This is a genomic window from Amycolatopsis keratiniphila subsp. keratiniphila (assembly GCF_001620365.2).
In the GTDB taxonomy this organism is placed as follows: domain Bacteria; phylum Actinomycetota; class Actinomycetes; order Mycobacteriales; family Pseudonocardiaceae; genus Amycolatopsis; species Amycolatopsis keratiniphila.
Map to the genome: position 1 here is coordinate 426,712 of NZ_LQMT02000005.1, position 21,722 is coordinate 448,433.

Sequence of the window (21,722 nt, forward strand, 5' to 3'; positions counted from 1 at the left end):
CAAGTTCCGGTCACGAAGGAACCATCGCGATGCCCATCGCCTCGTAGAGCGACTGCGCGCGTTCGCGGTACGGCCTGGCCTTGTCCGGAGCACCGACCTCGTCGTGGGCCGCGGCGATCCCGGTCAGCGCGCGGGCCTCCTCGTGCGGTTCGGAGGTGAGCCGCGCGAGCCCGGCGGCGCGCGTGTAGTGCGCGAGCGCGGCCTGCCGGTCGCCGCACGCCAGCGCGCTGTCCGCGAGCCCGTTGTGCACGAGGGTCTCCAACGGCTGGATGCCCGTCGCCACCGCGATCTCGAGCGCGGCCTCCTGGTGCAGGCGCGCCGTGGCCGCGTCGCCCTGCCGGAGGTGTACCAGCCCGAGATAGGCGAGTGCGTACCCTTCGGCCTCCCGGTGACCCTCGGCCCGGCTGACCGTCAGCGACCGGTCGAGGTGATCGCGGGCTTCCGTCCACCGGCCCAGCGCGCGGTACACGTCCCCGAGGTTGTGCAGCGCGATCGCCTCGCTCAGCCGGTCGCCGATGCTTTGGGCGTTGGTCAGGCACTGCCGGTAGCAGTCGAGCGCGGAGCCGAGGTCCCCGCGGCGTTCGTGGACGAAGCCGAGGTTGGACAGCGCGCGCCCCTCGTTGAGGCGGTCGCCGGTCTCCCGGGAAACCGCGACCGCCCTGCTCAAGTGGTCCGCCGCGTCGGTGTAGCGGCCCAGTTGCCCGTACACGGTGCCGAGGATGTTCAGCGCGCGGCCGGTGACGACCGGACTCCCGTCGACGTCGAGGCAGCGGGTCAGATGCGTCACCGCCTCGTCGAAATGGCCGAGCCTGGCGCAGATCGAGGCCAGGTCGACGAGTGCCTGCTGGATACCGATGGCGTCACCGGCTCGTTGCGCTTCGGCGAGCGCGAGACGGTGCAGTGTGCGTAACGCGCCGTAGTGACCGTGCACCCGCAGCACCTGCCACAGCACGGTCGAGAGGTCGCGGGCGTAGGTGTCGCCGTCGGCCGACGACTGCTCCGCGATGGCGATCAAGGTGGGCAGCTCCGCCGCCAGCCAGGTCGCCGCGTCTTCGGCGCCGGTGAAGTGGACGTTCTCGGCGATCGGGGTCAGCAATGGTCTTCGGTTGGGATCGCCCGCCCCCATCGACGCGGCCGCGTCGGCCGCCCAGGCCACATAGTGCTCGGCGAGGCGCCGCCGGGCCGCCGATCGCCGCTGGGCCGGTTCCTCCTCGGCGCGGCCCCGCGCGTAGTCGCGCACCAGGTCGTGGAATTCGAACCGGCCGTCCGTGCGGTGCGCGAGCAGCAGGTGGCTGTCGATGAGCGCGTCGAGGAGCCTGCCGGTCTCCGGCGGATCCGTGCCCAGCAGTGCCGCCGCGGCGGCGATGTCCCAGTGCGGGCCGGGGTGGAGCCCGAGCAGGCGCAGGCCCGAGGCGACGTCGCCGGGCAGCGCGTCGTAGGACCAGGACAGCACGGAGGGCAGGGAGGTGGTCTTCTCTTCGGTGGTCAGTGCGGCGAGCCGGTCCCCGGCCGACCGCATCGAGGACGCCACATTCGCCAGGTTCCGGTGATGCGCGAGCCGTTCGCCGACGATGCGCAGGGCGAGCGGCAGACCGCCGCATCCGGACACCATGTCGGCGAGCGCGGTGCGGTCGGCGAATCTTCGTCCGTTGCCCGCCAACCGGTCGAGCAAGGAGAACGACTCCTGTTCGGTCAGCAGCGGCACCGGCACCCGGTGCGCGTCGGCGCTGATCGTCAGCCCGTGCAGGGCCGCGCGGCTCGTCACCACCACCGCGCAACCCGCGTGGCCGGGCAGCAGCGGCCGGACCTGGTCCGCCGAGCGGGCGTTGTCCAGCACGATGAGCACCGAACGGCCGGCCAGCACACTGCGCAGCGACGCGGCCCGGTCGTCGAGATCGGCGGGCACGTCCGCCACCGGCACGCCGAGTGCCCGCAGGAACGACCGCAGCACCTCGCCCGGATCGGCGGGCGCCCCCGGCCCGTACCCACGCAGGTTCGCGAACAACTGCCCGTCGGGGAACTCCTGCTTGACCCGCTGCGCCCACTGCACGGCCAACGAGGTCTTGCCGACCCCGGCCATGCCTTCCAGCACCGCCACGACGACACCCGCGCCCGCCCTCTCGCCGCGGATGGCGTCGAGCGCGTCGATCTCCCGTTGCCGCCCGATGAACGACGTGATCCCCGAAGGCAGTTGCGCGGGCGCGGAAACGACGGGCGTTCTCGCAGGCGACACCGCGTCCGGGCAGTAGTGCCGCACGAACCGGCTCGCCTGCTCGCCCTGGAGACCCAGCCCCAGCGCCAGCGCCTCCACCGAATGGCGCCGCGGCCGGGCGACCCGGCCGCGCTCGATGTTGCTGATGCTCCGCACCGTCAACCCGGTGCGCTCCGCCAGCTCCTCTTGCGTGAGCCCGGCGTCCCGTCGTGACTCACCCAGCAGTGAACTCGCCCCACGGTCCATTTCGCGGATGTTAGAGCGGGTGTGACTCCGAAAAACGGTGCTTCGGCCACGACTTTGATCGAAATTGGTCGAAAACGGGCCATCGCCGCTCTCGACGGACGCTTCATACGGGTCTCTCGCGGGGTGTCCCCGGCGCGCTCGTGCCGGTGGACGGCCGGAACGAGGCCGTGGGGGACGGCTCCGCGGCTCGTTCGAAGTCGGCGCGAGCCTGACCGGACAAGCCGAGCCCGGCCGCGATGAGCCGGACCGTGTCGCGGCGAGGCCTGCCGACCCGGCCGTTTTCGAGGTCTCTGATCGCCCGGACACTGACGGTGGAGCGGGCGGCGAGAAGCCGCTGGGTCGTGCCGAGGCTGTGCCGATGGCTCCGCAGCAATCTGCCGAACCGGGCCGGCCCTTCGTCCGCCGGGCACTTCGCCTCCGGCGCGGGGCCGCCCTCGGTCACCCGCATGAGGTACCGGGGCAGGGCCGGTCCTGTGTGAACACCTTGAGTCACTGGCGTCCTCCGCTTCGCTCAGCGATGCCGCATCATCGTCGGCAGGCCGTGCGGGAGGGACAACCGGAAACTTCACCGAAGAAGTGCCGGTCCGCCGGGTGAGCCCGTTCGGCCCGGGTGCGCGGAACGGGCTCGACGGCGTTATCCGCAGCAGATGTTGTAGCCGTGGTTCCGCCAGAACATCGAGGGGCTCGGGTTGTCGAGAACCGGATCGCCGGTGCTGTCCGACGCGCTCTCGTGCCTGCCCGGCCGGTACTCGACATGCGTGTGCGCGGAGCCGGCGCCGCGGTACTCCTCGGTGCCGATCTGCTGGCCGCGGCCCACGAATTCACCGACCGCGAGCCCGTTCGACGGGTTGAGATGCAGGTAGATGATGGTGAAATCCTGATCACGGTTGTAGATCGCCAACGTGGACAGGCCTCCGCTGCCGTTGCTGCCTTCGGTCTTCCTGATCACGTGGCCCTGGGTCATCGAGAACACGGAAGCACCGAAGCCGCGGGCGAAGTCGATCCCTTCATGCCTGCCCGACGTGTTCACGTAACCGTCGAAATAGGAGCTGATACGGCCGGCGTCGCTGTGGTACAGCCCGGTTTCCAGCCAGTCGTTGCCCACAAGGCCGAGCAGGTGCCCGGCGTTTTCGTTGTACGTCGAGGTCAGGTTTCCTTTGGCGCCATGCGGGAACGAGTCGATCGGGCCCGTCCAGCCGTTCTTGAGGAACACAGTGACCACCGCGTCCCGCCTGTTCCACACCGAGGCCGCTCTGCCCTTCACGCACAGGCCTCTCCCGGCGCCCGCGCCGAGGAAGTGATAGCAGTCGGAACCCGTGCCGTAGTTGCCGACGGACGCGTCGAAATCGCTGACCGATCCCTGTTGATTGCTGTTGTAGTACAAGCAGAACTCGCCGTCTTCGCAGACGCCGTTCCGTGCCGTCGCGGCTTGCGCCAACGGGGTGACCACGAGAGTGCCGCTCAAAGCCAGTGCCACGCCGAACAGGATGACCATCAATCTTCTCAACGACGTTCCCTTTCTCGGTGAATGCGGCGAATCAGCCAGTGCGGACGGTACGGGCGGGATCGGTGCCAGGGAAGCCGTAACGGGGAAACTGCCGGTCGTCCGGTTTGCCGAGAGGTGAAGGAAAGGTGACGTGTTGCGAAAGCCACTTTCGCAACGTTGATGGTTGCGAAAGTGGCTTTCGCAACGTGAGCGGGAGGCCTGGCTTCGAGATGACGCCGGACACCGCTGACGAGGGATCCGACGCGCCGCGGCTTGCCTGCCGAGGTCGTCTGCCACAGGATGCGATGTCCCCAATGTGGCATTGGAGACGCTCAGTGTCCCCAATGCCACATTGGGGGCGCTGAGCCCCTCGACTCGAAGGCAGGCCGCCGTCGAACCAGACTGTCCTAAGTAGACCCCAAGAACGCCATCAGCGCTCAGGCTCTCGGTACTTCCGGCCGAACCGGACACCGTTGAACGTGTGGGTACAGCACGGACAGCTCGGCTCCAGATCGTCGGCACCCAGCTCGGGGGCGACGGCCCGCAGCCGGTTCTCGTCGTCCACGTAGAGGCCGCTGTAGTAACTGGCCTCCCCGATCCGCACGTAGTCGCTCCGTTCGTGCGGCTGCCGGGCGACGAGCCAGTGGATCGGGTCGGGGGAGTCGAGCCGGGCGGCGGCTTCGTCGCGCACCCCGTCCCAGTCCTCGCCGACCTTGCCGAGCAGGAACCGGAACAACGGCGTGTAGTCCAGTCCCCGGCGTGCCCGCCGCCCCATGGACCCGCGCGTCAGGTCGGAAGAGGTTTCGCTTTTCGCAGTGCGCTGGTGCCGGTAGTCCCCGCCGTGGTCGTGGTGAACGTTCCTGGCCCTGGTATTCACGCGACGGTACAGTGGCTCCTTCATCGCGCCTGCTTTCCTTGTCGAAGTCCTCGGCGACTTCAAGACTATCGCCGTCCCCGCGTCTTCTCGTTTTTTTGCCGCCCATACGAAGAATTAACGAGTTTCGCGGCCGGGTGAGGTTGTGGTGCGATTGGCCCTTGCGTTCGCGGCCCGCCAACGGCGTTCGTCCGGTGGATGGGAGGCCGACGTCAAAGGGGTGGGACTGACGCTTCGCAATCGATCGATTACCTAGTGCCAATAAGGACATAGGTGTCCGGACAACGGACGTGGACTAAGCGGACGGTGGCCTTGTTCCCGCTTTGGAGACGAGGGTTCTTCCTGCTGTTCGCCACGTGTTCGAGGCGGATATTTTCGGGAGTTGATCCGTTCAGGTGATACGCGGACACGTACTGATCACTCGTGTTAGCCTGCCGCTGGTTGCTCGCGAGGGTCTGGCGTTTCGGATGTGAAGTCCGCGTCATCTGGGGATGCGAATCAACTGTGGTGCAGCATTTCCTTCTTCGCTGCGGGTCGCCGTGGACCCGTGGGTATCGAGTGGTCCTGGGGGTCGGGTGAAAGCGATTCATGGTTTCGTCAAGACCATTGCCGGTGAGCGGAAACTTCGTCGCGGCCTGCGTAAAGAATTGGTCAAGGTCGGGGTCGACGGGCCGGTCGAAATGGCCGAACTCTGCCGCCGCATCGGGGAAAGCCGAGGTCGGCCGATCAAACTCGTCGCGTTCCCGATGGAGGTTCCCGGCCCGTGTGGAGCGTGGCTGAGCGCGTCTTCCGGCGACTACATCGTCTTCCAGTCGGAGACCACCCGGATACATCAAGAGCACATCATCGCGCATGAGCTGGGTCATATCCTGTCCGGACATCAGGCGGAACCGGACGAAGAGGAAATATGGTCCCGGTTCATGCCCGACCTCGATCCGGGGGTAATTCGGAGACTGTTGAAAAGAACGCAGTACGACTCGGCCAGGGAGCGGGAGGCCGAGACGATCGCCACCCTCCTGCTCGAACGTTCCCTGGTCTTCCACCTGCTCGACAGGCCGGGTTCGTCGCGGACCAGGCGGATGCGGCACGTCCTCGGTGAGGCTCGGGGCTGGCTGTGAGCCTGGCCAAGGAGTTCGTGATCGCGGCGCTGGTGTGGTTCTCCTTCCGGCTGGCGCGATCGCCGCGCGACCCGGCGATCTGGGCACTGGTCGGCTGCCTGGTGCTGCGGTTGCTGACCGCGCCCTCGACCATGGTGGCGCTGCACGAGTTCACCGGCGGGACACTCGACGTCGCCACCTTCCGCCTGGTCCAGACGGCCGCCCTCGACGCCAGCCTGTTCTGCCTGCTGGTCTTCTTCCTGCTGTCCGCGGGTGGCTCGCGGCGGCGGGTGGCCCTCGACGCCTGGCTCCTGATGCTGGTTTGCGCGGCCTTGGCGGTGGCCATGGTCGTGGTGCCGGCCGCGTCGCGCGAGCAGGCCTTCGGTGTCGGCGCGGCGCTGCCGTCGGTCGTGATGGAGCCGGGGGTGGCGCTCTTCTTCCTGGTCGACGCGGCATACGGCACCTATACGACGGTGCAGGCGGCGAGCTGGGCGCTGCGTGACGCCGTGGAAACCCCGCGCCGGGTCCGCTGGGGCCTGCGGATCGCCGCCTGCGGCCTGATCACGCTCGCGGTGACCTCGGTCGCGCGGTTCGGCACGATCCTGGTGCGCTGGTCCGGCGGCGACGTGCCGTCGTCCGTGCCGGTCGCGACGGCCGTGCTGGTCCACGTGGGAATCATCCTGTTCATGGCCGGGATCACCATGGTCGGGCTGCTCGCCGTGCTCGCCGCCGCCAGGCTCTGGCTGCGGCACCGGCGGCGGTACGAGGATCTGCGACCGCTGTGGGGGCACCTGCACGACGTGTTCCCCGGTGACGCGCTGTACGCCGGACAGCGCGGCGGATGGCTGGAAGAGCTCGCGTTCTGGCGGATGCATCGCAGGTACTGGCGAAGAGTCGTCGAGATCCGTGACGGACTGGTCCGGCTGAGCCCGTACCTGGCCGACTGCGGAGCCGTCGAAGGCAGGGAGCGGGTGTCGCCCGAGGTCTTCCGCGAGGCGCTGGCCCGGTTGCGGGCGGGGGAGCGGCCGAGCTCGCGCACCGCGGTGGCGGTGGCGCGCCCCGAGGGGCCGGACGTCGAGGCCGACGTCGGGGAGCTCGTCACGCTGTCGAAGACCCTGCGCGCCTGATCGTCCGTTTTTCCTCAGTTGTACGGAACCGGGAGGGATCCATTCACGTCAGTTGATGAAAGGGAGGTGGGCACCTATACTCCGGTACTCGGGGGGACCTGCACCGCCATATGGCAGCGCGGCACGGGTTCGTGAGGAACTCGGCGGTGTTCTTGGGAGGCAGCATGTCCCGGCAGGACGGACCAGGCCGGAGCCTGGCCGAAAAACTCGACCATCTGTTCGCGCACGTCACCCGGCGCAACGGCACCGAGTTCACGTACGAAGAGGTCGCGTCCGCGATCACCGCCGAGGGTGTGACGATCTCCCAGAGCTACGTCTGGCAGCTGCGCAAGGGAAAGAAGGACAACCCGACGCTCAAGCACCTGCAAGGACTGGCGGATTTCTTCGGTGTCCCGGTCACGTACTTCTTCAACGAGGACGTGAGCGACCGGGTGGACCGGCAGCTGGAGTACCTGCGCGCGGAACAGGCGCGGTTGCGTGAGCTGGCCGACACCGACGAGGTCCGCCTGATGGCCATGCGCGCGGGTGAGCTGACGACCGATCGCCGTGAACTGGTGAAGAACCTCCTCGACGTGGTCTGGCGGGATCAGCAGGCCATGCGGGAGCGTGGGTCCAAACAGGACTGACGCATCCAGCGGCACCGGTTGTGCCTGTCGTGCCTCGGTTTTCGCTTCGTCCACAGTGGTCATCCACTGAGGAAAACGGACTAACCTCTCATTTGTTCTCTTGGGTCGACACGATAGGGTGACGTCCTCTAGGCTCCTCGGCAAGAGTTCCTGCGTGGAACGGACGACGTCGGTCCGCCGCCGGACTCCACATTGCGGGTTTGCCATGGGGGCGACGAAGAATGCACGTGAAATCAGTGAGCAGAGTGGACGGCGACGTCCGTGCGAGGGCATATCCCCGCGCGGAGCTGCTGGTCCTGCGAGACTTCTTGACGGAATCCGAACAGGGGAACGCCGTCGCGGCGGTGGTCACCGGAACCGCCGCGAGCGGGAAAAGTGAACTCCTGCACGCATTCGGGCAACAATGCGCTGAAGCGGAAGCAACGGTGATGAGCGCGCTTTGCGTGGAAGCGGAGAAGGACCTCCCTTTCACCGCCCTGTTCCAGCTTTTCCGCGGTCCGGCACTGCCCGGAGACCTGCGCGCGAAGGCCGCGGACCTGCTGACGCGAGCCGAGCAGACCGGGCTGACCGGGCGGCCCAGCACACATCTGATGCTCGACCTGCTGGAGCTCGTGCGCGAGCTCGCCGCGCACCGCCCGGTCGTGGTCCTGGTCGACGACTTCCACCATGTGGACACCCCGTCGTTGCACTGGCTGATGTTCCTCATGCGCCGCATGCGCACGATGAAAGTGCTCATCGTGCTGACGGAGTCGTTGTCCGCCAAGCAGACCTTGCCCTTGCTGGGCGCCGAGTACCTCCGGCTCCCGCACTGCCGCCGGATCCGGCTGAAGCCGCTGGGCCGCGAAGAGGTGGCCCGGTTCGTCCCGCCCGGTCAGGACGACACCCTGGTGACGGGCCTGCACGAGCTCAGTGGCGGGAATCCGTTGCTGGCTCAGGCACTCCTCGAAGATCTCCGTGCCTCGGGCGTACCCCTCGCGCCCGAGACCCGGCCGATCCCCGGCGATCACTACTGCCAGGCGGTGGCGGCGTGTCTCCAGCGCGGCGACCAGGACACCCGGACCCTCGCCGGTGTCCTCGCGGTACTGGGTAAAGGGGAAACGGTCTGCCTCGTCGTCCGGGTGGCCGGGATGGACCAGCGCACCGCCGGTCGCGCGATCACCCTCCTGCACCAGGTCGGACTGCTCGACGCTGGCCGGTTCCGGCATCCGATGACGGTGACTGCGGTGCTGGCCGACGTCCCGGTCGCGGAACGCGCGCGACTGCACGAGCGCGCCGCGGTGCTCCTGCACCACGACGGCGCCGGCGCGCTCGAGGTGGCCCGTCACCTCGTCGCCGCCGACCGGGCCGAGCGGCCGTGGGCGGTGCCCGTGCTGCGCACCGCGGCCGAACTGGCCAAAGTGGACAACCAGACCTCGTTCGCGGTCCAATGCCTGAAACTGGCCTGCCGGTCGTGTGGCGACGAAGCACTCGAGGTCGAGATGGTGACCCAGCTCGCCGGTCTGGAATGGCGGAACAACCCGGCCATCGGCGCCGTGCACACCGACCATCTCTACGAGATCTTCCTCGCCGGGCACCTCCCGGTACGGGCCGCCGCCATCCTGGTGCGGTTCCTGCTGTGGCACGGCCGCACCGCGGAAGCGGGCGAGGTGCTCGACAAGCTCGCCGTCATGGAGCCGTCGGCCGACGACCGCACCGAGGCGGAACTGCGCATCACCCGGCTGTTCATCCTCTGTTCCTATCCCGTTCTGCGCGACAAGCTGCCTGCCCCGGCCGCGAAGGACCGCGTTCCCGCGCAATCCTTCGACCCCAACGTCCAGGCGGCGATGGCGCTGAGCCGGATCGTCACCAACGGCCCCGACGACGACGCGATCGCCTCGGCCGAGAACGTGCTGAAGAGCATCCAGCTCGGCGACACGATGGTCGAATCCGTGCGCAGCGCGCTGTTCGCGCTCATCTACGCCGACCGGCTGGACAAGGCGGTGCCGTGGTGCGAGCTGCTGCAGCAGGAGGCCGCCGACTGCGACGCGCCCAGCTGGCAGGCCGTGTTCGCCGCGGCCAGGGCGGAAATGGCGCTGCGCCAGGGAGATCTGGTGACGGCGGAGAAGCAGGCCAAGGCGGCCTTGACGTTCATCACGCCGCAGAGCTGGGGAGTGGCCGTCGGAGTCCCGCTGGCGACGCTGTGCCTCGCCGCCGTCGGGATGGGCAAATTCGAGGAGGCGGCCGCGCAGATCAACCAGCCGGTGCCCGCCTCGATGCTGCAAACCCGGTTCGGCCTGCACTACCTGCGCGCCCGCGGCAGGCTCTACCTGGAGACCGACCGCGTGCACGCCGCGCTCGGCGACTTCGTCCTGTGCGGGGAACTCAGCAAGAGCTGGGATTTCGACCTGCCGGTGCTGGTGCCCTGGCGCGGCGACACGGCCGAGGCGTACCTCCGGCTCGGCATGCCGGAGAAGGCCAAGTCCCTGCTGGACGAGCAGCTCGCGAAGCTTGCCGGCTCGACGTCGCATGTGCGAGGAATCTCGTTGCGGCTCAAGGCCAAGATCGCCGAACCGCAGAAGCGGCCGGAACTGCTGCGTGAAGCGGTGAAGATCTTCCAGGCGGGCGGTATCCGCCTCGAACTCGCCCGCGCGCTCGGCGATCTCAGCCGCGCGCACTACACGCTGGCCGAGTCGGGCCGCGCGCGCACGGTGGCCCGGCAGGCGTGGCATATCGCGAAGGGTTGCCACGCCGAAGTGATCTGCCGGGATCTGCGTCTCGACGGGACAGGCGACGAGGGAAGGCCGGCGTCCACCGCGGCGGAAGTCGCCGTGTCGGGCGTCGAACGCGAGCTGATCGAGTCGCTGAGCGAGGCCGAGCGACGGGTCGCCGGGCTCGCTTCCCTCGGCCACACGAACCGGGCGATCGCGAGCAAGCTCTACATCACGGTGAGCACGGTCGAGCAGCATCTCACCCGCGTCTACCGCAAGCTGGACGTCAACCGGCGCCGGGATCTCCCGTCGTGGCTCCAGGTTTCGGTCGTCAACAGCGCCTGACCGAAACGATAGGCAAGTTATGTCGTACCGTTCAGTCAGGTGTTGCGAAAGCCACTTTCGCAACGTTGAAGGTTGCGAAAGCCACTTTCACAACATCCGAAGCCGGCACGCCGACGGGCGAGCATGACACCTATGCCTTACCCCTGATCGTGATCGGCCCTGCAGGTCGATCTCCGGCTCGCGACACGACGAAGGTCTCCTTACCCGGCTTGGGTAAGGAGACCTTCGTCGTCCCGTCTACTTGACGGCGGTCACGGCCGCCATCGTGCCCGCCCACCAGTAGGTGCAGTCGGCCGGCGGCTTCAGGTCGCGGACGACCTCCACCCGGAACGAGCTGAAATGTTCGAGCAGAGCGCGCTGGTGCGCCCGGCTCAATGAGTCGATTTCGTTGGTGTAGTAGGAGAAGACGCCGCCGGGACGAAGATGGGCGGCGGCGTGCTCGAAGAATTCGGCCGCCAGCACGATGGCCTTCGGGCCCAGTGTCCTGGCGAATTCCCGTTCGTCGGTCGGATAGGTGTCGTACAGGATCGCGTCGTACTGGCCGAGGCCGCCGAGCACGTCCTGCCAGGCGCCGAGTTCCAGCCGGATATCGCGGTCCGGCCACTGTGAGCGCCATTTCTCGAACTCCGCCTTCACCTCGGAGTTGATTTCGATCAGGGTGTGCGACCGGACGCCCGCGTCCTGGACGTAGGTGGCCGAAATACCCATCCCGAAACCGACTTCGAGCAGATCCCCGCCGTTCGCCGCGGCGTTTTCCGCCAGCACCTTCATCAGCGGCCGTTCCCAGTTCTGCATCACCTGCTGTCCCTGGATGAGCAGCTGCGTCGGATCGCTGTAGTCCGCGGTGCTGTCCTGCCAGTTCTGGCGAATCAGCGGCCGGTGCGAGCCGTCGACGAATTCCTGCTGGATGGTGTCCAGGTGCTCCAGGTCGCTGGCGAACTCGAACACCGCGCGGCCGAGCAGGAGGTTGCGCTGGCCGGGCCCCTTCGCCCGGAGGAAGTCGTCCCTGACCGGGTCCACCGTTATCTTGAATTCCTTGAAGTTCCGTTGCATTCTGGTATATCTCCTACGGTCACGCGAGTTCCTTTCCACCCCACGGTATCGGTGATCTTGGTCCGGTAGCCGAAATGCAGGGGGTGACTTGACCACTGAACGGCACCGACGTCGGGAATAGGGGTTCGGAGAATAGGGGGTGAAGTTCTCCGCACGGATGGTTTCCCCGTGATAGGAACTCCACATGCCGGGGGAAACCAAGAACCAGGACACCGACGGCCGCGGCGCGCGCAGGCGCTCCCTCGTCTCGTTGATCGCCGACGTCACCGTGCCGGTCGTCGTCTACTACGCGCTGCTCGCCTTCGGGTGGAGCAGCGGCTCCGCCTTGGTGGCGGCCACGGTCGCCATCGGCGTCCTCGTACTCGCCGTCGCGGTCAAGGAACGCAAGGTCGACGGCTTCGGGGTGTTCGTGCTCGGCGTCTGCGCGGTGACCCTGCTGGTCTCCCTGGTGAGCGGGGACGAACGTCTGCTGCTGGCCAAGGATCCCTTCACCAGCGGCCTCGCCGGGATCGCCTTCCTCGGCAGCCTCGTCTTCGGGAAGCCGGTGACCTTCTTCATCTCCCGCCGGATCCGGGCGCTGACCCCGGCTCGGCGGCTGGGCTGGGACCGGCTGTACGTCGCGGAACCCGAGTTCCGCAAACTGCACCGCGTCTCCACCGCGGGCTGGGGCGCGGTCCTGGTCGCCGAGTCCGCCGCCCGGCTCGTCCTGATCTACCTGCTGCCCGCGTCGGTGATGGTCGGCCTGTCCACCGCGATCGAACTGACCGCGATCACCGGCGTGGTCGCCTGGACCGTCTGGTACCGGCGCCGCTCCGCCGGCCGCGGCCTGGAAAAATCGCTTCACACGGCGGATGTGGCGCCTGCGGCTGTCTAAAATGGACTAGGGGCGAATAGGGGAAAGTGAGGGGTTGGTCCCCGCCGGACCCCGTCGTACGTTTCGGTCGAGACAGTGTGGCCCCGATGACCAGGGAGATCCGCCACGATGACCGCAGCCGATTTCGCGCCCCCGCTGACCACTCTCTGCCCCGATTTCCCCTTCGCCTACGACGATTGGCTCGCGCATCCGGCCGGGCTCGGTGAGCTGCCGCCGGACCGCCTCGGCCAGGAGGTCGCCGTCGTCGGTGGCGGGATAGCGGGTGTGGTCGCGGCCTACGAACTGCTGCGCCTCGGCCTGAAACCGGTGGTCTACGAAGCGGGCCAGATCGGCGGGCGGATGCGCTCCATCCCCTTGGCGGGCAAGGACGGCGCGGTCGCGGAGATGGGCGCGATGCGGTTCCCGCCCTCGGCCACCACCCTGTACCGGTACATCGACGAGGTCGGCCTGGAGACCAAGCCGTTCGCGAACCCGTTGTCCCGCAGCACTTCCACCACGGTGATCAACCTCGACGGGGTGACCTACCGCGCGCGGACGCCGGCGGATCTCCCGTCGGTGTTCCACGAAGTCGACGACGCCTGGCACAAGGCCCTGCAGGAACTGGCCGATCTGTCCACCATGCGCGACGCCATCCGGATGCGCGACACCGCCATGGTGAAGGCGATCTGGAACCGGCTGCTGCCCGAACTCGACGACCAGTCCTTCTACGGTTTCCTGGCGCGGTCGACGGCGTTCGCCTCCTTCCGCCATCGCGAGATCTTCGGCCAGGTCGGCTTCGGCACCGGCGGCTGGGACACCGATTTCCCCAACTCCGTGCTGGAAATCCTCCGCGTCATCTACACCGGCGTCGAAGAGGGGCCGCGGCAGATCATCGGTGGCTGCCAGCAACTTCCTCGGCGGCTGTGGGAGCACGCACCCGCTTCGGCCCGCTTCTGGCCGGCCGGGACGTCGGTCGCGTCGCTGCACAATGGATCGCCGCGTCCCGCCGTCCTCGCGTTGCGCCCGGCTGCGGACGGGTTCGCCGTCGAGGACGCGAACGGTGACGTGCGGACCTATCCGGCCGTGGTCTTCACCGCGCAGCACCGGGTGCTGCTCACCAAGATCGCCGGGGTCCGCCCGCTGCTGCCCGCGAACGTGTGGACCGCGCTGGAACGCACGCACTACATGGGCGCTTCGAAGTTGTTCGTCCCGGTCGACCGGCCGTTCTGGCACGACGTCGATCCCCGCACCGGCGAGGAACTGATGGGGATGACCCTGACCGACCGGACCCCGCGCAGCGTCTACCTGTTCGACGACGGACCGGATTCGCCTGCCGCGCTGTGCCTTTCCTATACCTGGAACGACGATTCGCTCAAGTTCGCGACGCTCGGCCCGGCGGACCGGCTCGAACTCGCGCTCGACGCGCTCGCCGACATCTACCCGGGTGTCGACATCCGCTCCCACATCACCGGCGACCCGGTCACCGTCACCTGGGAGAACGAGCCGAACTTCCAAGGCGCGTTCAAGGCGAACCTGCCGGGGCAGTACCGCTATCAGCGCCGCCTGTTCACCCATTTCCGGCAGGACGATCTTCCCGCCGCCCAGCGCGGCCTGTTCCTCGCCGGCGACGACATCTCGTGGATGGGCGGCTTCGCCGAAGGGGCGGTCACCAGCGCGCTCAACGCGGTGTGGGGGACGCTGCGTCATCTCGGCGGGGCCACCGACCCGCGCAATCCCGGCCCCGGTGACGTCTTCGACCACATCGCGCCGATCGAACTGCCCGAGCCTTGAACGGGCCGAGGCCCGGTCCGGCGACTGGGGGGAGCCGACGGACCGGGCAGGCGAGACAGTGCTCAGCTCGCGTAGCTGGGGGTTCGCTGAGCCTGCCTGAGTACCTTGGCCCGGTAGACCCAGACCCCGGCGGTGCGGAAGATGACCATCGTCAGCGCCATGGTGACGAAGAAGGCGGAGACGCCGCCGGCGTCGATCCCGGTGTCCATCAGGAACTTGCCGAAGTCGGCCGCGAACGAGTGGCTGTGCTCGAGGGTGTAGACGAAGATGAGCCGTCCGACCAGGACGAACAGCCACAGTCCCAAGTAGACCCAGCCCGCCCTGGTGTAGACGGCGGATTTCTCCTGGTCCCACTCGACCTTCGTGCCCTTCAGCAATCCCCAGCCGATCAGGACGCCCGCCGCGATGCCGACCAGCCCGGCCATTGTGTTCGGCGTGGTCAGCTTGAGGTCGTAGAGGACCGCCCAGCCCACCAGCGCGCACGTGAAGAACGGCAGGATCAGGATGACCAGGTGGGCCTTGTGGCGACCGATGTGCGTGAACAGCACCAGCGCCAGCAGTACGCCGCTCAGGATGAGGGCGTTTCGCATGGCTTCACTCATCAGAACTCCTTCGAAAGACTCCCCATCCGGCAGTTCGATGCCGGTTGTCCCGAAATCTAGGGCGAACGGCCGGGACGATCATCGGCGTGCGGGTGGGAATCCGGTTGGAGATCGGCGTCCACCTCGAGGTGGAGTGCCGTGTGGCGCGGACCGGTGAGCGCAGGAGATGATGCAGGCATGGTCGAAGAAGTGCCCCCGGTCCGGATCGTGATCGCCGAAGACCAGGCGGCGGTACGCGAAGGACTGGCCCTCCTGGTGGGGACGGTCGCGGGGATCACCGTGGTCGGCCAGGCGCCCGACGGCGAGGTCGCCGTGCGGCTGGCCGGGGAACTGCGCCCGGACGTCGTCCTGATGGATCTCTCCATGCCCCGGTGCGACGGCGTCGAGGCGACCCGGCGGATCAAGGAACGGCATCCGGAGATCGAGGTCGTCGTGCTCACCACCTACGCCGACGACGACTGGGTGTTGCGCGCGTTGGAGGCCGGGGCGTTGGGATACCTGACGAAATCGGCCAACAAGCACGAAATCGGGCGCGCGGTGCACGCGGCCGCGGCGGGACAGGCCCTGCTCGATCCGCAGGTGCAGCGGCGGGTGCTCGGCGCCGCCCTGGCGCCCGCGCCGGCTTCGGCACCGCCACCGGAAGACGACGCGAAGCTCACCAAGCGGGAAGCCCATGTGCTGACGCTGATCGCGGCGGGTCGCAGCAACAAGGAGATCGCCGCGGAACTGTTCGTCAGCGAGACGACGGTCAAGAGCCATATCAACCGGATCTTCGCCAAAACGGGGAGCCGGGATCGCGCGCAGGCCGTCCGTTATGCCTACCAAGCGGGTTACGCGCGGGACTGACGCGGCGCTCCGCCGACGTTGCGAAAGCCACTTTCGCAACCTTCAACGTTGCGAAAGTGGCTTTCGCAACAACGCCAACGCGCTTCGGGGCCTACCCCGGGACCCGGGCCGTGACGTCCCAGAACCGGCCGTCCGGCCCGGTGACCAGCGTGCCGTCGACGAGTTCGATCCGTTCGCGCATCCCGGTCAGGCCGTAGCCCGGCGTGTGCCCGGGGTCCGGTGCGGCGGCGAGGGGATTGCGGACGTGCAGCCGGACCTCGTCCGGCGGGTACTCCAGTTCGACGCTCACCGCCTCGCCCGCGGCGTGCTTGGCCGCGTTCGTCAGCGCTTCCCGGCAGATCCGCAGCAGCGCGATCGTCTGTGCCGACGGGAGATCGCGGTGCTCGCCCAGCATGGTGAAATCCGCCGGGGTGTCGTGTTCCCGGCCGAAGGTCCGCACCAGTTCGGTCAGCGCGTCCGGCAGGGCGCGGACGTCCTCGCGCAGCGCCGCCACGGCGTCCCGGACGTCGCTGAGCCCTTGGTCGGCGAGACTGCGCGACAGTGCGAGCGAACGCAGGGCGCCTTCGGTGTCGTTCTCCTCCACCAGCAGTGTGTGCATCACCTCCAGCTGGACCCGCAGCGCACCGAGGGAATGGGCGACGACGTCGTGGATCTCGCGGGCGATGCGGGTGCGCTCGTCGAGCGTCGCCGCGCGCACGCCGCGGGTGTGCGCCAGCCGTTCCTGGTGCAGCAACCGTTCCGCCTGCGCGACCCTGGTCAGATGACCGCGTCGGGTGAATCCGACGAGGACCACGATGACGACCGCGCCGAGCGCGCCCAGCCAGGCCTCCGAAGGGCGGTGGCCGAGCAGGCTGGAGGCCACGATGGCGGCGGCGTCGAAGACCATCAGCGCGATGATCGCGACGGTGTCCGGCTCCAGCCGTGAAGCGAACGCGGCGAGGGTGATGCAGGTCATGATCACGGCGGTGCCGTCGGTGGCGGCGCCGGTACCGAACGCGGGGACCGCGCTCGCCGCGGCGAGCGGAAGCAGGGCGGCGCGGGGGAAGCGCTCGCTGATGCCGATCCACAGCAGCCAGCTCGCCGACGACACCGCGTAGAGCACCCACAGCCAGCCGGCGCCGTCCGGCACGGTCGCGGTCATCTGCGTGACGGCCAGCAGCGCCGTCCCGGCCGCGGGCGCGGCCCATCGCCAGCGACGTTCCTCGACCTCTTCGGACACTGCTTCGGTCATACGACGATCGTAGGGCCACGGCGCTTTTCCGCTCGCGGGCGATCAATCCGAGGGTGGAAATACCGTCACCGTTGGTAGGAGGTCGCTCTCTCGCGGTTGTTTCCGCAGGAAGCGTCCGGCTAGTGTTCGCCGAGGCGAAAGAAAGCGGTCTCTCCGACCCTCCGCCGAACAATTCCCATCCCTTTCGGAGGAATCCTGCGATGACCGCTCCAAGCGGCGATGCCGGGGACTGGGTCCGTGTTTTCCGGCCCGGAGGACCGTCGGTACCGCGTCTGATCTGCCTGCCCGACGCCGGTGCGGCCGCGAATGCGTTCTTCCCGCTTTCCGCCGCGCTCGCGCCGGGGATCGAGGTGCACGCGGTGCAATATCCGGGACGCCAGGATCGGGTCGCGGAACCGTGTGCCGAAGACATCGGGGAATTGGCCGACCGGGTCACCGGGGCGCTCGCGCTCTGGGAAGGCGCGCCGTTCGCGGTGTACGGCCACGGAATGGGCGCGGTCGTCGGTTTCGAGGTGGCCAGACGGCTGGAGCGGGCACTGACCGGGAGCCCGGTCGCGCTGATCGTGTCCGGCTGCCCGGCCCCGTCCCGGTCCGGCGCCGCCGGGCTCCACCTGCTTCCGGATCAGGACCTCGTGGCCGAGCTGTACTCGCAGCGCGACGCCGGTTCGCCTGGCGCGCGGGACGCGGAGCTGCTCAAGGCCACCTTCCCGGCCATCCGGGCCGACTTCCGGGCGCTGGCCGCCTACCGGCCCGAGCCCGCGCCGCCGCTGCGCTGCCCGGTCACGGTGCTCGTCGGTGACAGCGATCCGACGGTGTCGCTCGACGAGGCGCGCGCCTGGCACGAGTACACCACCGGCCCGTTCGACCTCCAGGTCTTCCCTGGTGGGCACGGTTTCCCGGAGGCGCGTCCCGAGGAGTTCGCCGAGGTGGTGACCGCCGCGGTCCGGCGGCGGTGAAGCGGCATCGTCGCCCGGCACCACCTGTACCATCGGCCGCACTCACGTGATCGAAGGCGGAACTCGCGTGATTCGCGGCGGAACACACGAGTGCGGCCTCCAATCACGCGAGTTACGTCCCTGATCACGCGAGTCACGCCTCCGCTCACGCCGCGCCCTGTTTTCCGAATTCCGTGAAGGCCTCCTTGAGGGACCCAGAGTCCCTCAAGAAGGCCTTCACGGAATTCGGACAAGGAGGTACAGAGGACACGGTTGCCACTCACGACCCGCTGTACCAAGCGTGACGTCCGGGGTCAGCGCTGCGGGCTGCCGCCGGGGATCTTGGCACCGCCGAGGCGGGCGGACAGTACGAGCGTCATCGCCATCAGGTTCGCGCCCAGCGAGAGCAGGATGGTGCCGCCGCCGGAGGTCAGCGTCGCGCCGGCGAAGTGCCCGATCACCCCGAGCACGCCGCGGACGAGCAGCAGGCCCACCCAGACGGCGAGGCCGACCACGCCGATCCGCTGGTAGACCTTGTCGCCGCGCCGCTGCAGCTGCGTCATCGCGCCCATCGCGGCGCCGCCCAGCAGCGAGACCAGCAGGCCCGCGCCAAGGAAGACGATGTCGGTCACGCTGATGGTGGTGTCCAGATGCCGCATCTGGATGACCCCGATGGCGACCAGGGTGAGCGGCCCGCCCCAGATCTCCACGTTCTCCAGCGGCTTCCAGCTCATGCGCTGGTAGATCACGTAGACGACGACGGCGATGGCGACCGCGATGTTGATCAGCGTGCTGGTGTCCACTGCGCACTCTCCTCGGCTGTGGGCGACCTGTTCGTTCGGTATCGATCACGAGCGTAGGAGCCGGGACCCGCCGCGGCGACCAACCACGGGTTGACGTCCGGGTGGAATTCCCCGGTCCACCCGAACCGGGGATCCGGCGATTAGGGGTGGGCACCGGTCGCTAGGGGTTGTTGGCGCTTCGAGGCCGATCCTACTGTCGGGTTCATCGGCCGGACCGCCGATTCCCGGCCCGATCGGCTCTCGCTTCCGAATCCCCTTTCCCGGAATTCGGAGCCGGATTTCGCCGACTGAAAGGTGTCTCACGTTGCATTCCTACCAAGTGGCCGTCGTCGGCGCCGGATACGTCGGGCTGACCACCGCGGCGTGTCTCGCCTCGCTCGGGCACCGGGTCCGATGCACCGATTCCGATCGCGGCAAATTGGCCCGGCTCAACCGCGGTGAGGTCGACATCCTGGAAAAGGGCCTTCCCGGTCTGGTCGCCGAGGGAATCGCCGCCGGACGGCTCGGTTTCGTCGAGTCGGCCGCGGAGGCCGTCGAGACCGCGGAGGCCGTGTTCCTTTGTGTACCCACTCCGATGGGCGAGGGCGGGATGGCCGATCTGTCGGCTGTCATCGACGTCGCGACCAAGGTCCGTGACGTGCTTTCGCCGGGTTGTGTATTGGTGAACAAGTCGACCGTGCCGGTCGGGACCGCGGCCAGGGTCGCCGCGCTGCTCGGCCGGGACGACGTCGCGGTGGTGAGCAATCCGGAGTTCCTCCGCGAGGGCACCGCCGTCCACGACTTCCTCAACCCGGACCGGATCGTCGTCGGTTCCGACACCCGCGGCCCGGCGGAACGGGTCGCGGCGCTCTACGCCCGGCTCGGCGCCCCGACGGTGCTGACCGACGCGGCGAGCGCGGAGATGGTCAAGTACGCCGCCAACTGTTTCCTCGCCACGAAACTGTCCTATGTGAACGCCATCGCCGAACTGTGCGAGCGGCTCGACGCCGACATCGGCGACGTCACCGAAGGCATGGGCTACGACCGCCGGATCGGCCCGACCTTCCTCTCGCCGGGTCCGGGCTGGGGCGGTTCCTGCCTGCCCAAGGACACCATGGCGCTCAAACAGGTCGCCGAGGTCGCGGGTTTCGAGTTCGGCCTGCTCGACGAGGTCATCTCCGGGAACGCGAAACAGGCGTCCCGGGTGGTCGAACGGATCGCCGTCGCCTGTGGACTCGACGCGGACGCGGACCTCGCCGGTCTGCGGATCGGCCTGCTCGGGCTGACCTTCAAGGCGGGCACCAACGACCTCCGGGATTCCCCGGCGCTCAGCGTCGCCCGGCTGCTGGCCGAGCGCGGCGCGGAGCTGACCGGATACGACCCCGGCCTCACCGGCGCCGAACCGCCGATCCCCGGCGTCCGGGTCGTCGACGACCCCTACTACATCGCGAAGGACGCGCACGCGCTCGTCCTGCTGACCGATTGGCCGCAGTTCCGTGCCCTCGACTGGCCGCGGATCGCCGGCCTGCTCGAAGGACCGGTCGTCGTCGACACCCGCAACCACCTCGACCCCGACGCGCTCAGCCGGTCCGGCATCGCCTGGCGCGGCTTCGGCAGGCCCCCGGTCGACCCGGTGCGCACGCCGTCCCTCGACCCCGTTCCCTGATCGTCCTCAAAGGACAGAAAAGAAAGGTGGACCCCATGCGGGTTTTGTGCACCGTGACCGGCTCGCAGGGCCACGCACGGGCGGTGCTGCCCTTGGCCAGGGCGGCGGCGAAGGCGGGCCACGAGGTGCTCGTCGTGACCCCGCCGGAACTGGCCGACGTCTTCGAACCCGGGCTGATGCGGATCGAACCGGTGCTCCCGGGGATGGTCGAGGCGATCGGGCGGATGGTCCAGGAACGCCAGGAGGCCGAAGCGGCCGGGACCCCGCGCCGGGTGCTGGACACGCGCGAACAGCTGATCGCCACCGCGAGCGGCCCGCACGTCACCACCGCCTACCAGAAGCTCTATCCACTGGCCAAGGAGTTCCAGCCCGACATCGTGCTGCGCGACGGCGCGGAGCTGTCCGGCGCGCTGGTCGCCGAGCAACTCGGCGTCCCCTACATCAGCGCGCCGTCGGGCGCGGGCAACCTGATCGACCCGGCGGGCCTGGTGGAGCCGCTGAACGAGCGTCGCCAGGAGCTGGGGCTCGCCACCGAACCCGACGCCGGGATGGTGCACCGCTACGGCCGGTTCGACTGCCTGCCCGCCGACACCTCGTTCGCCGCCTTCGATCTGCCGACGCCGTTCACCTACCGCCAGCCGTCGGAGGTGGCCACCGGCGAGGTGCTGCCGGCGGAGATCGCCGCGCTGCCCGCGGACCGGCCGCTGGTGCTCGCCTCGGTCGGCACCGCGCTGCCCATGCTCGGCGCGTTCAAGGCGTTCGGCATCGACCCGCCGGAGGAGATGGAAGACCCCGACGTCACAGTCCGCGCCCTGATCGAAGGACTGTCCAGTGTGGACTGTTCGGCGGTGGTGGCGACGGCCGGTTTCCCGATCGGCGACGTCCAGGTCGGCGACAACGTGCTCGTGGTCGAACGGATGCCGCAGCCGCTGCTGCTCGAATGCGCGCAGCTGTTCCTGACCCACGCCGGGTACAACAGCATCCGCGAGGCGCTGCGTGCCGGAGTCCCGATGGCCACGCTGCCGCAGTTCGGCGACCAGCCGCACAACGCGCGCCGCATCGAGGAGCTCGGGTTCGGCAAGCAGATCCCCGCCACCACACCGGAGGCGGTCGCCGAGACCTGCCGCGCGGTGCTGGCCGACGCCACGATCGCGGCCACCGTCGCACGGGCCCAGCGGCGGAGCCTGACCATGCCGGGCGTGGAATCCGCCGTGGCCCATCTCGAAAAGCTCGCCGGCCGGGCCGCGGGAACGGAGTAGCGCG

18 protein-coding genes are annotated in these 21,722 nt (G+C 68.6%); 10 read left to right on the forward strand and 8 right to left on the reverse strand.

Annotated elements, in window-relative coordinates; all coding sequences use genetic code 11:
* Nucleotides 1-10: 10 nt before the first annotated feature.
* The 4 genes from AVR91_RS03975 to AVR91_RS03990 all read right to left on the reverse strand — a co-directional run bounded on the left by AVR91_RS03975 (nucleotide 11) and on the right by AVR91_RS03990 (nucleotide 4,719).
* Nucleotides 11-2,458 (reverse strand): ATP-binding protein, encoded by a 2,448-nt coding sequence (locus tag AVR91_RS03975; RefSeq protein ID WP_063270892.1) that lies wholly within the window; start codon nucleotides 2,456-2,458, stop codon nucleotides 11-13.
* Nucleotides 2,459-2,561: 103 nt separating this feature from the next.
* Nucleotides 2,562-2,951, reverse strand: coding sequence for a helix-turn-helix domain-containing protein (locus AVR91_RS03980; protein WP_228709114.1), 390 nt, complete (start codon nucleotides 2,949-2,951; stop codon nucleotides 2,562-2,564).
* A gap of 141 nt (nucleotides 2,952-3,092) precedes the next feature.
* Nucleotides 3,093-3,965 carry a peptidase inhibitor family I36 protein gene (locus AVR91_RS03985; RefSeq protein ID WP_228709115.1) on the reverse strand — a complete coding sequence of 291 codons (873 nt, stop codon included), beginning with the start codon at nucleotides 3,963-3,965 and terminating at the stop codon, nucleotides 3,093-3,095.
* A 409-nt stretch (nucleotides 3,966-4,374) separates the two neighbouring features.
* On the reverse strand, nucleotides 4,375-4,719 hold the full coding sequence (locus AVR91_RS03990; protein WP_228709116.1) for a hypothetical protein: 345 nt from the start codon (nucleotides 4,717-4,719) through the stop codon (nucleotides 4,375-4,377).
* A 674-nt stretch (nucleotides 4,720-5,393) separates the two neighbouring features.
* On the opposite strand from AVR91_RS03990, the gene AVR91_RS03995 reads away from it, so the two are divergent.
* The 4 genes from AVR91_RS03995 to AVR91_RS04010 all read left to right on the forward strand — a co-directional run bounded on the left by AVR91_RS03995 (nucleotide 5,394) and on the right by AVR91_RS04010 (nucleotide 10,700).
* The gene (locus AVR91_RS03995) at nucleotides 5,394-5,936 is read left to right on the forward strand and encodes a hypothetical protein (RefSeq protein WP_063270888.1); all 543 of its coding nucleotides are present in this window, start codon (nucleotides 5,394-5,396) and stop codon (nucleotides 5,934-5,936) included.
* Complete coding sequence (locus tag AVR91_RS04000) at nucleotides 5,933-7,042, forward strand: MAB_1171c family putative transporter (RefSeq protein WP_063270887.1); 1,110 nt, start codon at nucleotides 5,933-5,935, stop codon at nucleotides 7,040-7,042. Before AVR91_RS03995 ends, AVR91_RS04000 begins: the two co-directional genes overlap by 4 nt.
* A gap of 164 nt (nucleotides 7,043-7,206) precedes the next feature.
* Nucleotides 7,207-7,668 carry a helix-turn-helix domain-containing protein gene (locus AVR91_RS04005; protein ID WP_063270886.1) on the forward strand — a complete coding sequence of 154 codons (462 nt, stop codon included), beginning with the start codon at nucleotides 7,207-7,209 and terminating at the stop codon, nucleotides 7,666-7,668.
* A gap of 236 nt (nucleotides 7,669-7,904) precedes the next feature.
* Complete coding sequence (locus tag AVR91_RS04010) at nucleotides 7,905-10,700, forward strand: helix-turn-helix transcriptional regulator (RefSeq protein ID WP_158077382.1); 2,796 nt, start codon at nucleotides 7,905-7,907, stop codon at nucleotides 10,698-10,700.
* Between the two features lie 237 nt (nucleotides 10,701-10,937).
* On the opposite strand, the gene AVR91_RS04015 is transcribed toward AVR91_RS04010, so the two are convergent.
* Entirely contained in the window at nucleotides 10,938-11,720 is a 783-nt protein-coding gene (locus AVR91_RS04015) for a methyltransferase domain-containing protein (RefSeq protein ID WP_228709117.1), read from the reverse strand.
* A 217-nt stretch (nucleotides 11,721-11,937) separates the two neighbouring features.
* Here AVR91_RS04015 and AVR91_RS04020 point away from each other — a divergent pair, with 217 nt between their 5' ends.
* The gene (locus AVR91_RS04020; protein ID WP_063270883.1) at nucleotides 11,938-12,627 is read left to right on the forward strand and encodes a VC0807 family protein; all 690 of its coding nucleotides are present in this window, start codon (nucleotides 11,938-11,940) and stop codon (nucleotides 12,625-12,627) included.
* Between the two features lie 108 nt (nucleotides 12,628-12,735).
* Complete coding sequence (locus AVR91_RS04025; RefSeq protein ID WP_063270882.1) at nucleotides 12,736-14,397, forward strand: flavin monoamine oxidase family protein; 1,662 nt, start codon at nucleotides 12,736-12,738, stop codon at nucleotides 14,395-14,397.
* Nucleotides 14,398-14,459: 62 nt separating this feature from the next.
* Here the strand turns inward: AVR91_RS04025 and AVR91_RS04030 are convergent, their stop codons facing one another.
* Nucleotides 14,460-14,999 (reverse strand): DUF1453 family protein, encoded by a 540-nt coding sequence (locus AVR91_RS04030; RefSeq protein ID WP_063270881.1) that lies wholly within the window; start codon nucleotides 14,997-14,999, stop codon nucleotides 14,460-14,462.
* Nucleotides 15,000-15,176: 177 nt separating this feature from the next.
* Between AVR91_RS04030 and AVR91_RS04035 the strand changes: the two genes are divergently transcribed.
* Nucleotides 15,177-15,845 carry a response regulator transcription factor gene (locus tag AVR91_RS04035; protein WP_063270880.1) on the forward strand — a complete coding sequence of 223 codons (669 nt, stop codon included), beginning with the start codon at nucleotides 15,177-15,179 and terminating at the stop codon, nucleotides 15,843-15,845.
* 91 nt (nucleotides 15,846-15,936) lie between these two features.
* Here AVR91_RS04035 and AVR91_RS04040 read toward each other — a convergent pair whose 3' ends face one another.
* The gene (locus AVR91_RS04040; protein ID WP_063270879.1) at nucleotides 15,937-17,076 is read right to left on the reverse strand and encodes a sensor histidine kinase; all 1,140 of its coding nucleotides are present in this window, start codon (nucleotides 17,074-17,076) and stop codon (nucleotides 15,937-15,939) included.
* 200 nt (nucleotides 17,077-17,276) lie between these two features.
* Here AVR91_RS04040 and AVR91_RS04045 point away from each other — a divergent pair, with 200 nt between their 5' ends.
* Nucleotides 17,277-18,032 carry a thioesterase II family protein gene (locus AVR91_RS04045; RefSeq protein ID WP_063270878.1) on the forward strand — a complete coding sequence of 252 codons (756 nt, stop codon included), beginning with the start codon at nucleotides 17,277-17,279 and terminating at the stop codon, nucleotides 18,030-18,032.
* Between the two features lie 293 nt (nucleotides 18,033-18,325).
* Here AVR91_RS04045 and AVR91_RS04050 read toward each other — a convergent pair whose 3' ends face one another.
* A complete protein-coding gene (locus AVR91_RS04050) occupies nucleotides 18,326-18,814 on the reverse strand; it encodes a hypothetical protein (protein ID WP_063270877.1) in 489 nt (162 codons plus the stop codon).
* Between the two features lie 304 nt (nucleotides 18,815-19,118).
* Here AVR91_RS04050 and AVR91_RS04055 point away from each other — a divergent pair, with 304 nt between their 5' ends.
* Nucleotides 19,119-20,459, forward strand: coding sequence for a UDP-glucose dehydrogenase family protein (locus tag AVR91_RS04055; RefSeq protein ID WP_063270876.1), 1,341 nt, complete (start codon nucleotides 19,119-19,121; stop codon nucleotides 20,457-20,459).
* A 35-nt stretch (nucleotides 20,460-20,494) separates the two neighbouring features.
* Complete coding sequence (locus AVR91_RS04060; protein ID WP_063270875.1) at nucleotides 20,495-21,718, forward strand: glycosyltransferase; 1,224 nt, start codon at nucleotides 20,495-20,497, stop codon at nucleotides 21,716-21,718.
* Nucleotides 21,719-21,722 lie beyond the last annotated feature (4 nt).

Coding starts and splice junctions, on each gene's coding strand:
- AVR91_RS03990 (WP_228709116.1), bottom strand. CDS start 4,719: ATGGGGCGGCGGGCACGCCGGGGACTGGACTACACGCCGTTGTTCCGG.
- AVR91_RS04020 (WP_063270883.1), top strand. CDS start 11,938: ATGCCGGGGGAAACCAAGAACCAGGACACCGACGGCCGCGGCGCGCGC.
- AVR91_RS04045 (WP_063270878.1), top strand. CDS start 17,277: ATGACCGCTCCAAGCGGCGATGCCGGGGACTGGGTCCGTGTTTTCCGG.
- AVR91_RS04005 (WP_063270886.1), top strand. CDS start 7,207: ATGTCCCGGCAGGACGGACCAGGCCGGAGCCTGGCCGAAAAACTCGAC.
- AVR91_RS04035 (WP_063270880.1), top strand. CDS start 15,177: ATGGTCGAAGAAGTGCCCCCGGTCCGGATCGTGATCGCCGAAGACCAG.
- AVR91_RS03975 (WP_063270892.1), bottom strand. CDS start 2,458: ATGGACCGTGGGGCGAGTTCACTGCTGGGTGAGTCACGACGGGACGCC.
- AVR91_RS04025 (WP_063270882.1), top strand. CDS start 12,736: ATGACCGCAGCCGATTTCGCGCCCCCGCTGACCACTCTCTGCCCCGAT.
- AVR91_RS04040 (WP_063270879.1), bottom strand. CDS start 17,076: ATGACCGAAGCAGTGTCCGAAGAGGTCGAGGAACGTCGCTGGCGATGG.
- AVR91_RS04030 (WP_063270881.1), bottom strand. CDS start 14,999: ATGAGTGAAGCCATGCGAAACGCCCTCATCCTGAGCGGCGTACTGCTG.
- AVR91_RS04060 (WP_063270875.1), top strand. CDS start 20,495: ATGCGGGTTTTGTGCACCGTGACCGGCTCGCAGGGCCACGCACGGGCG.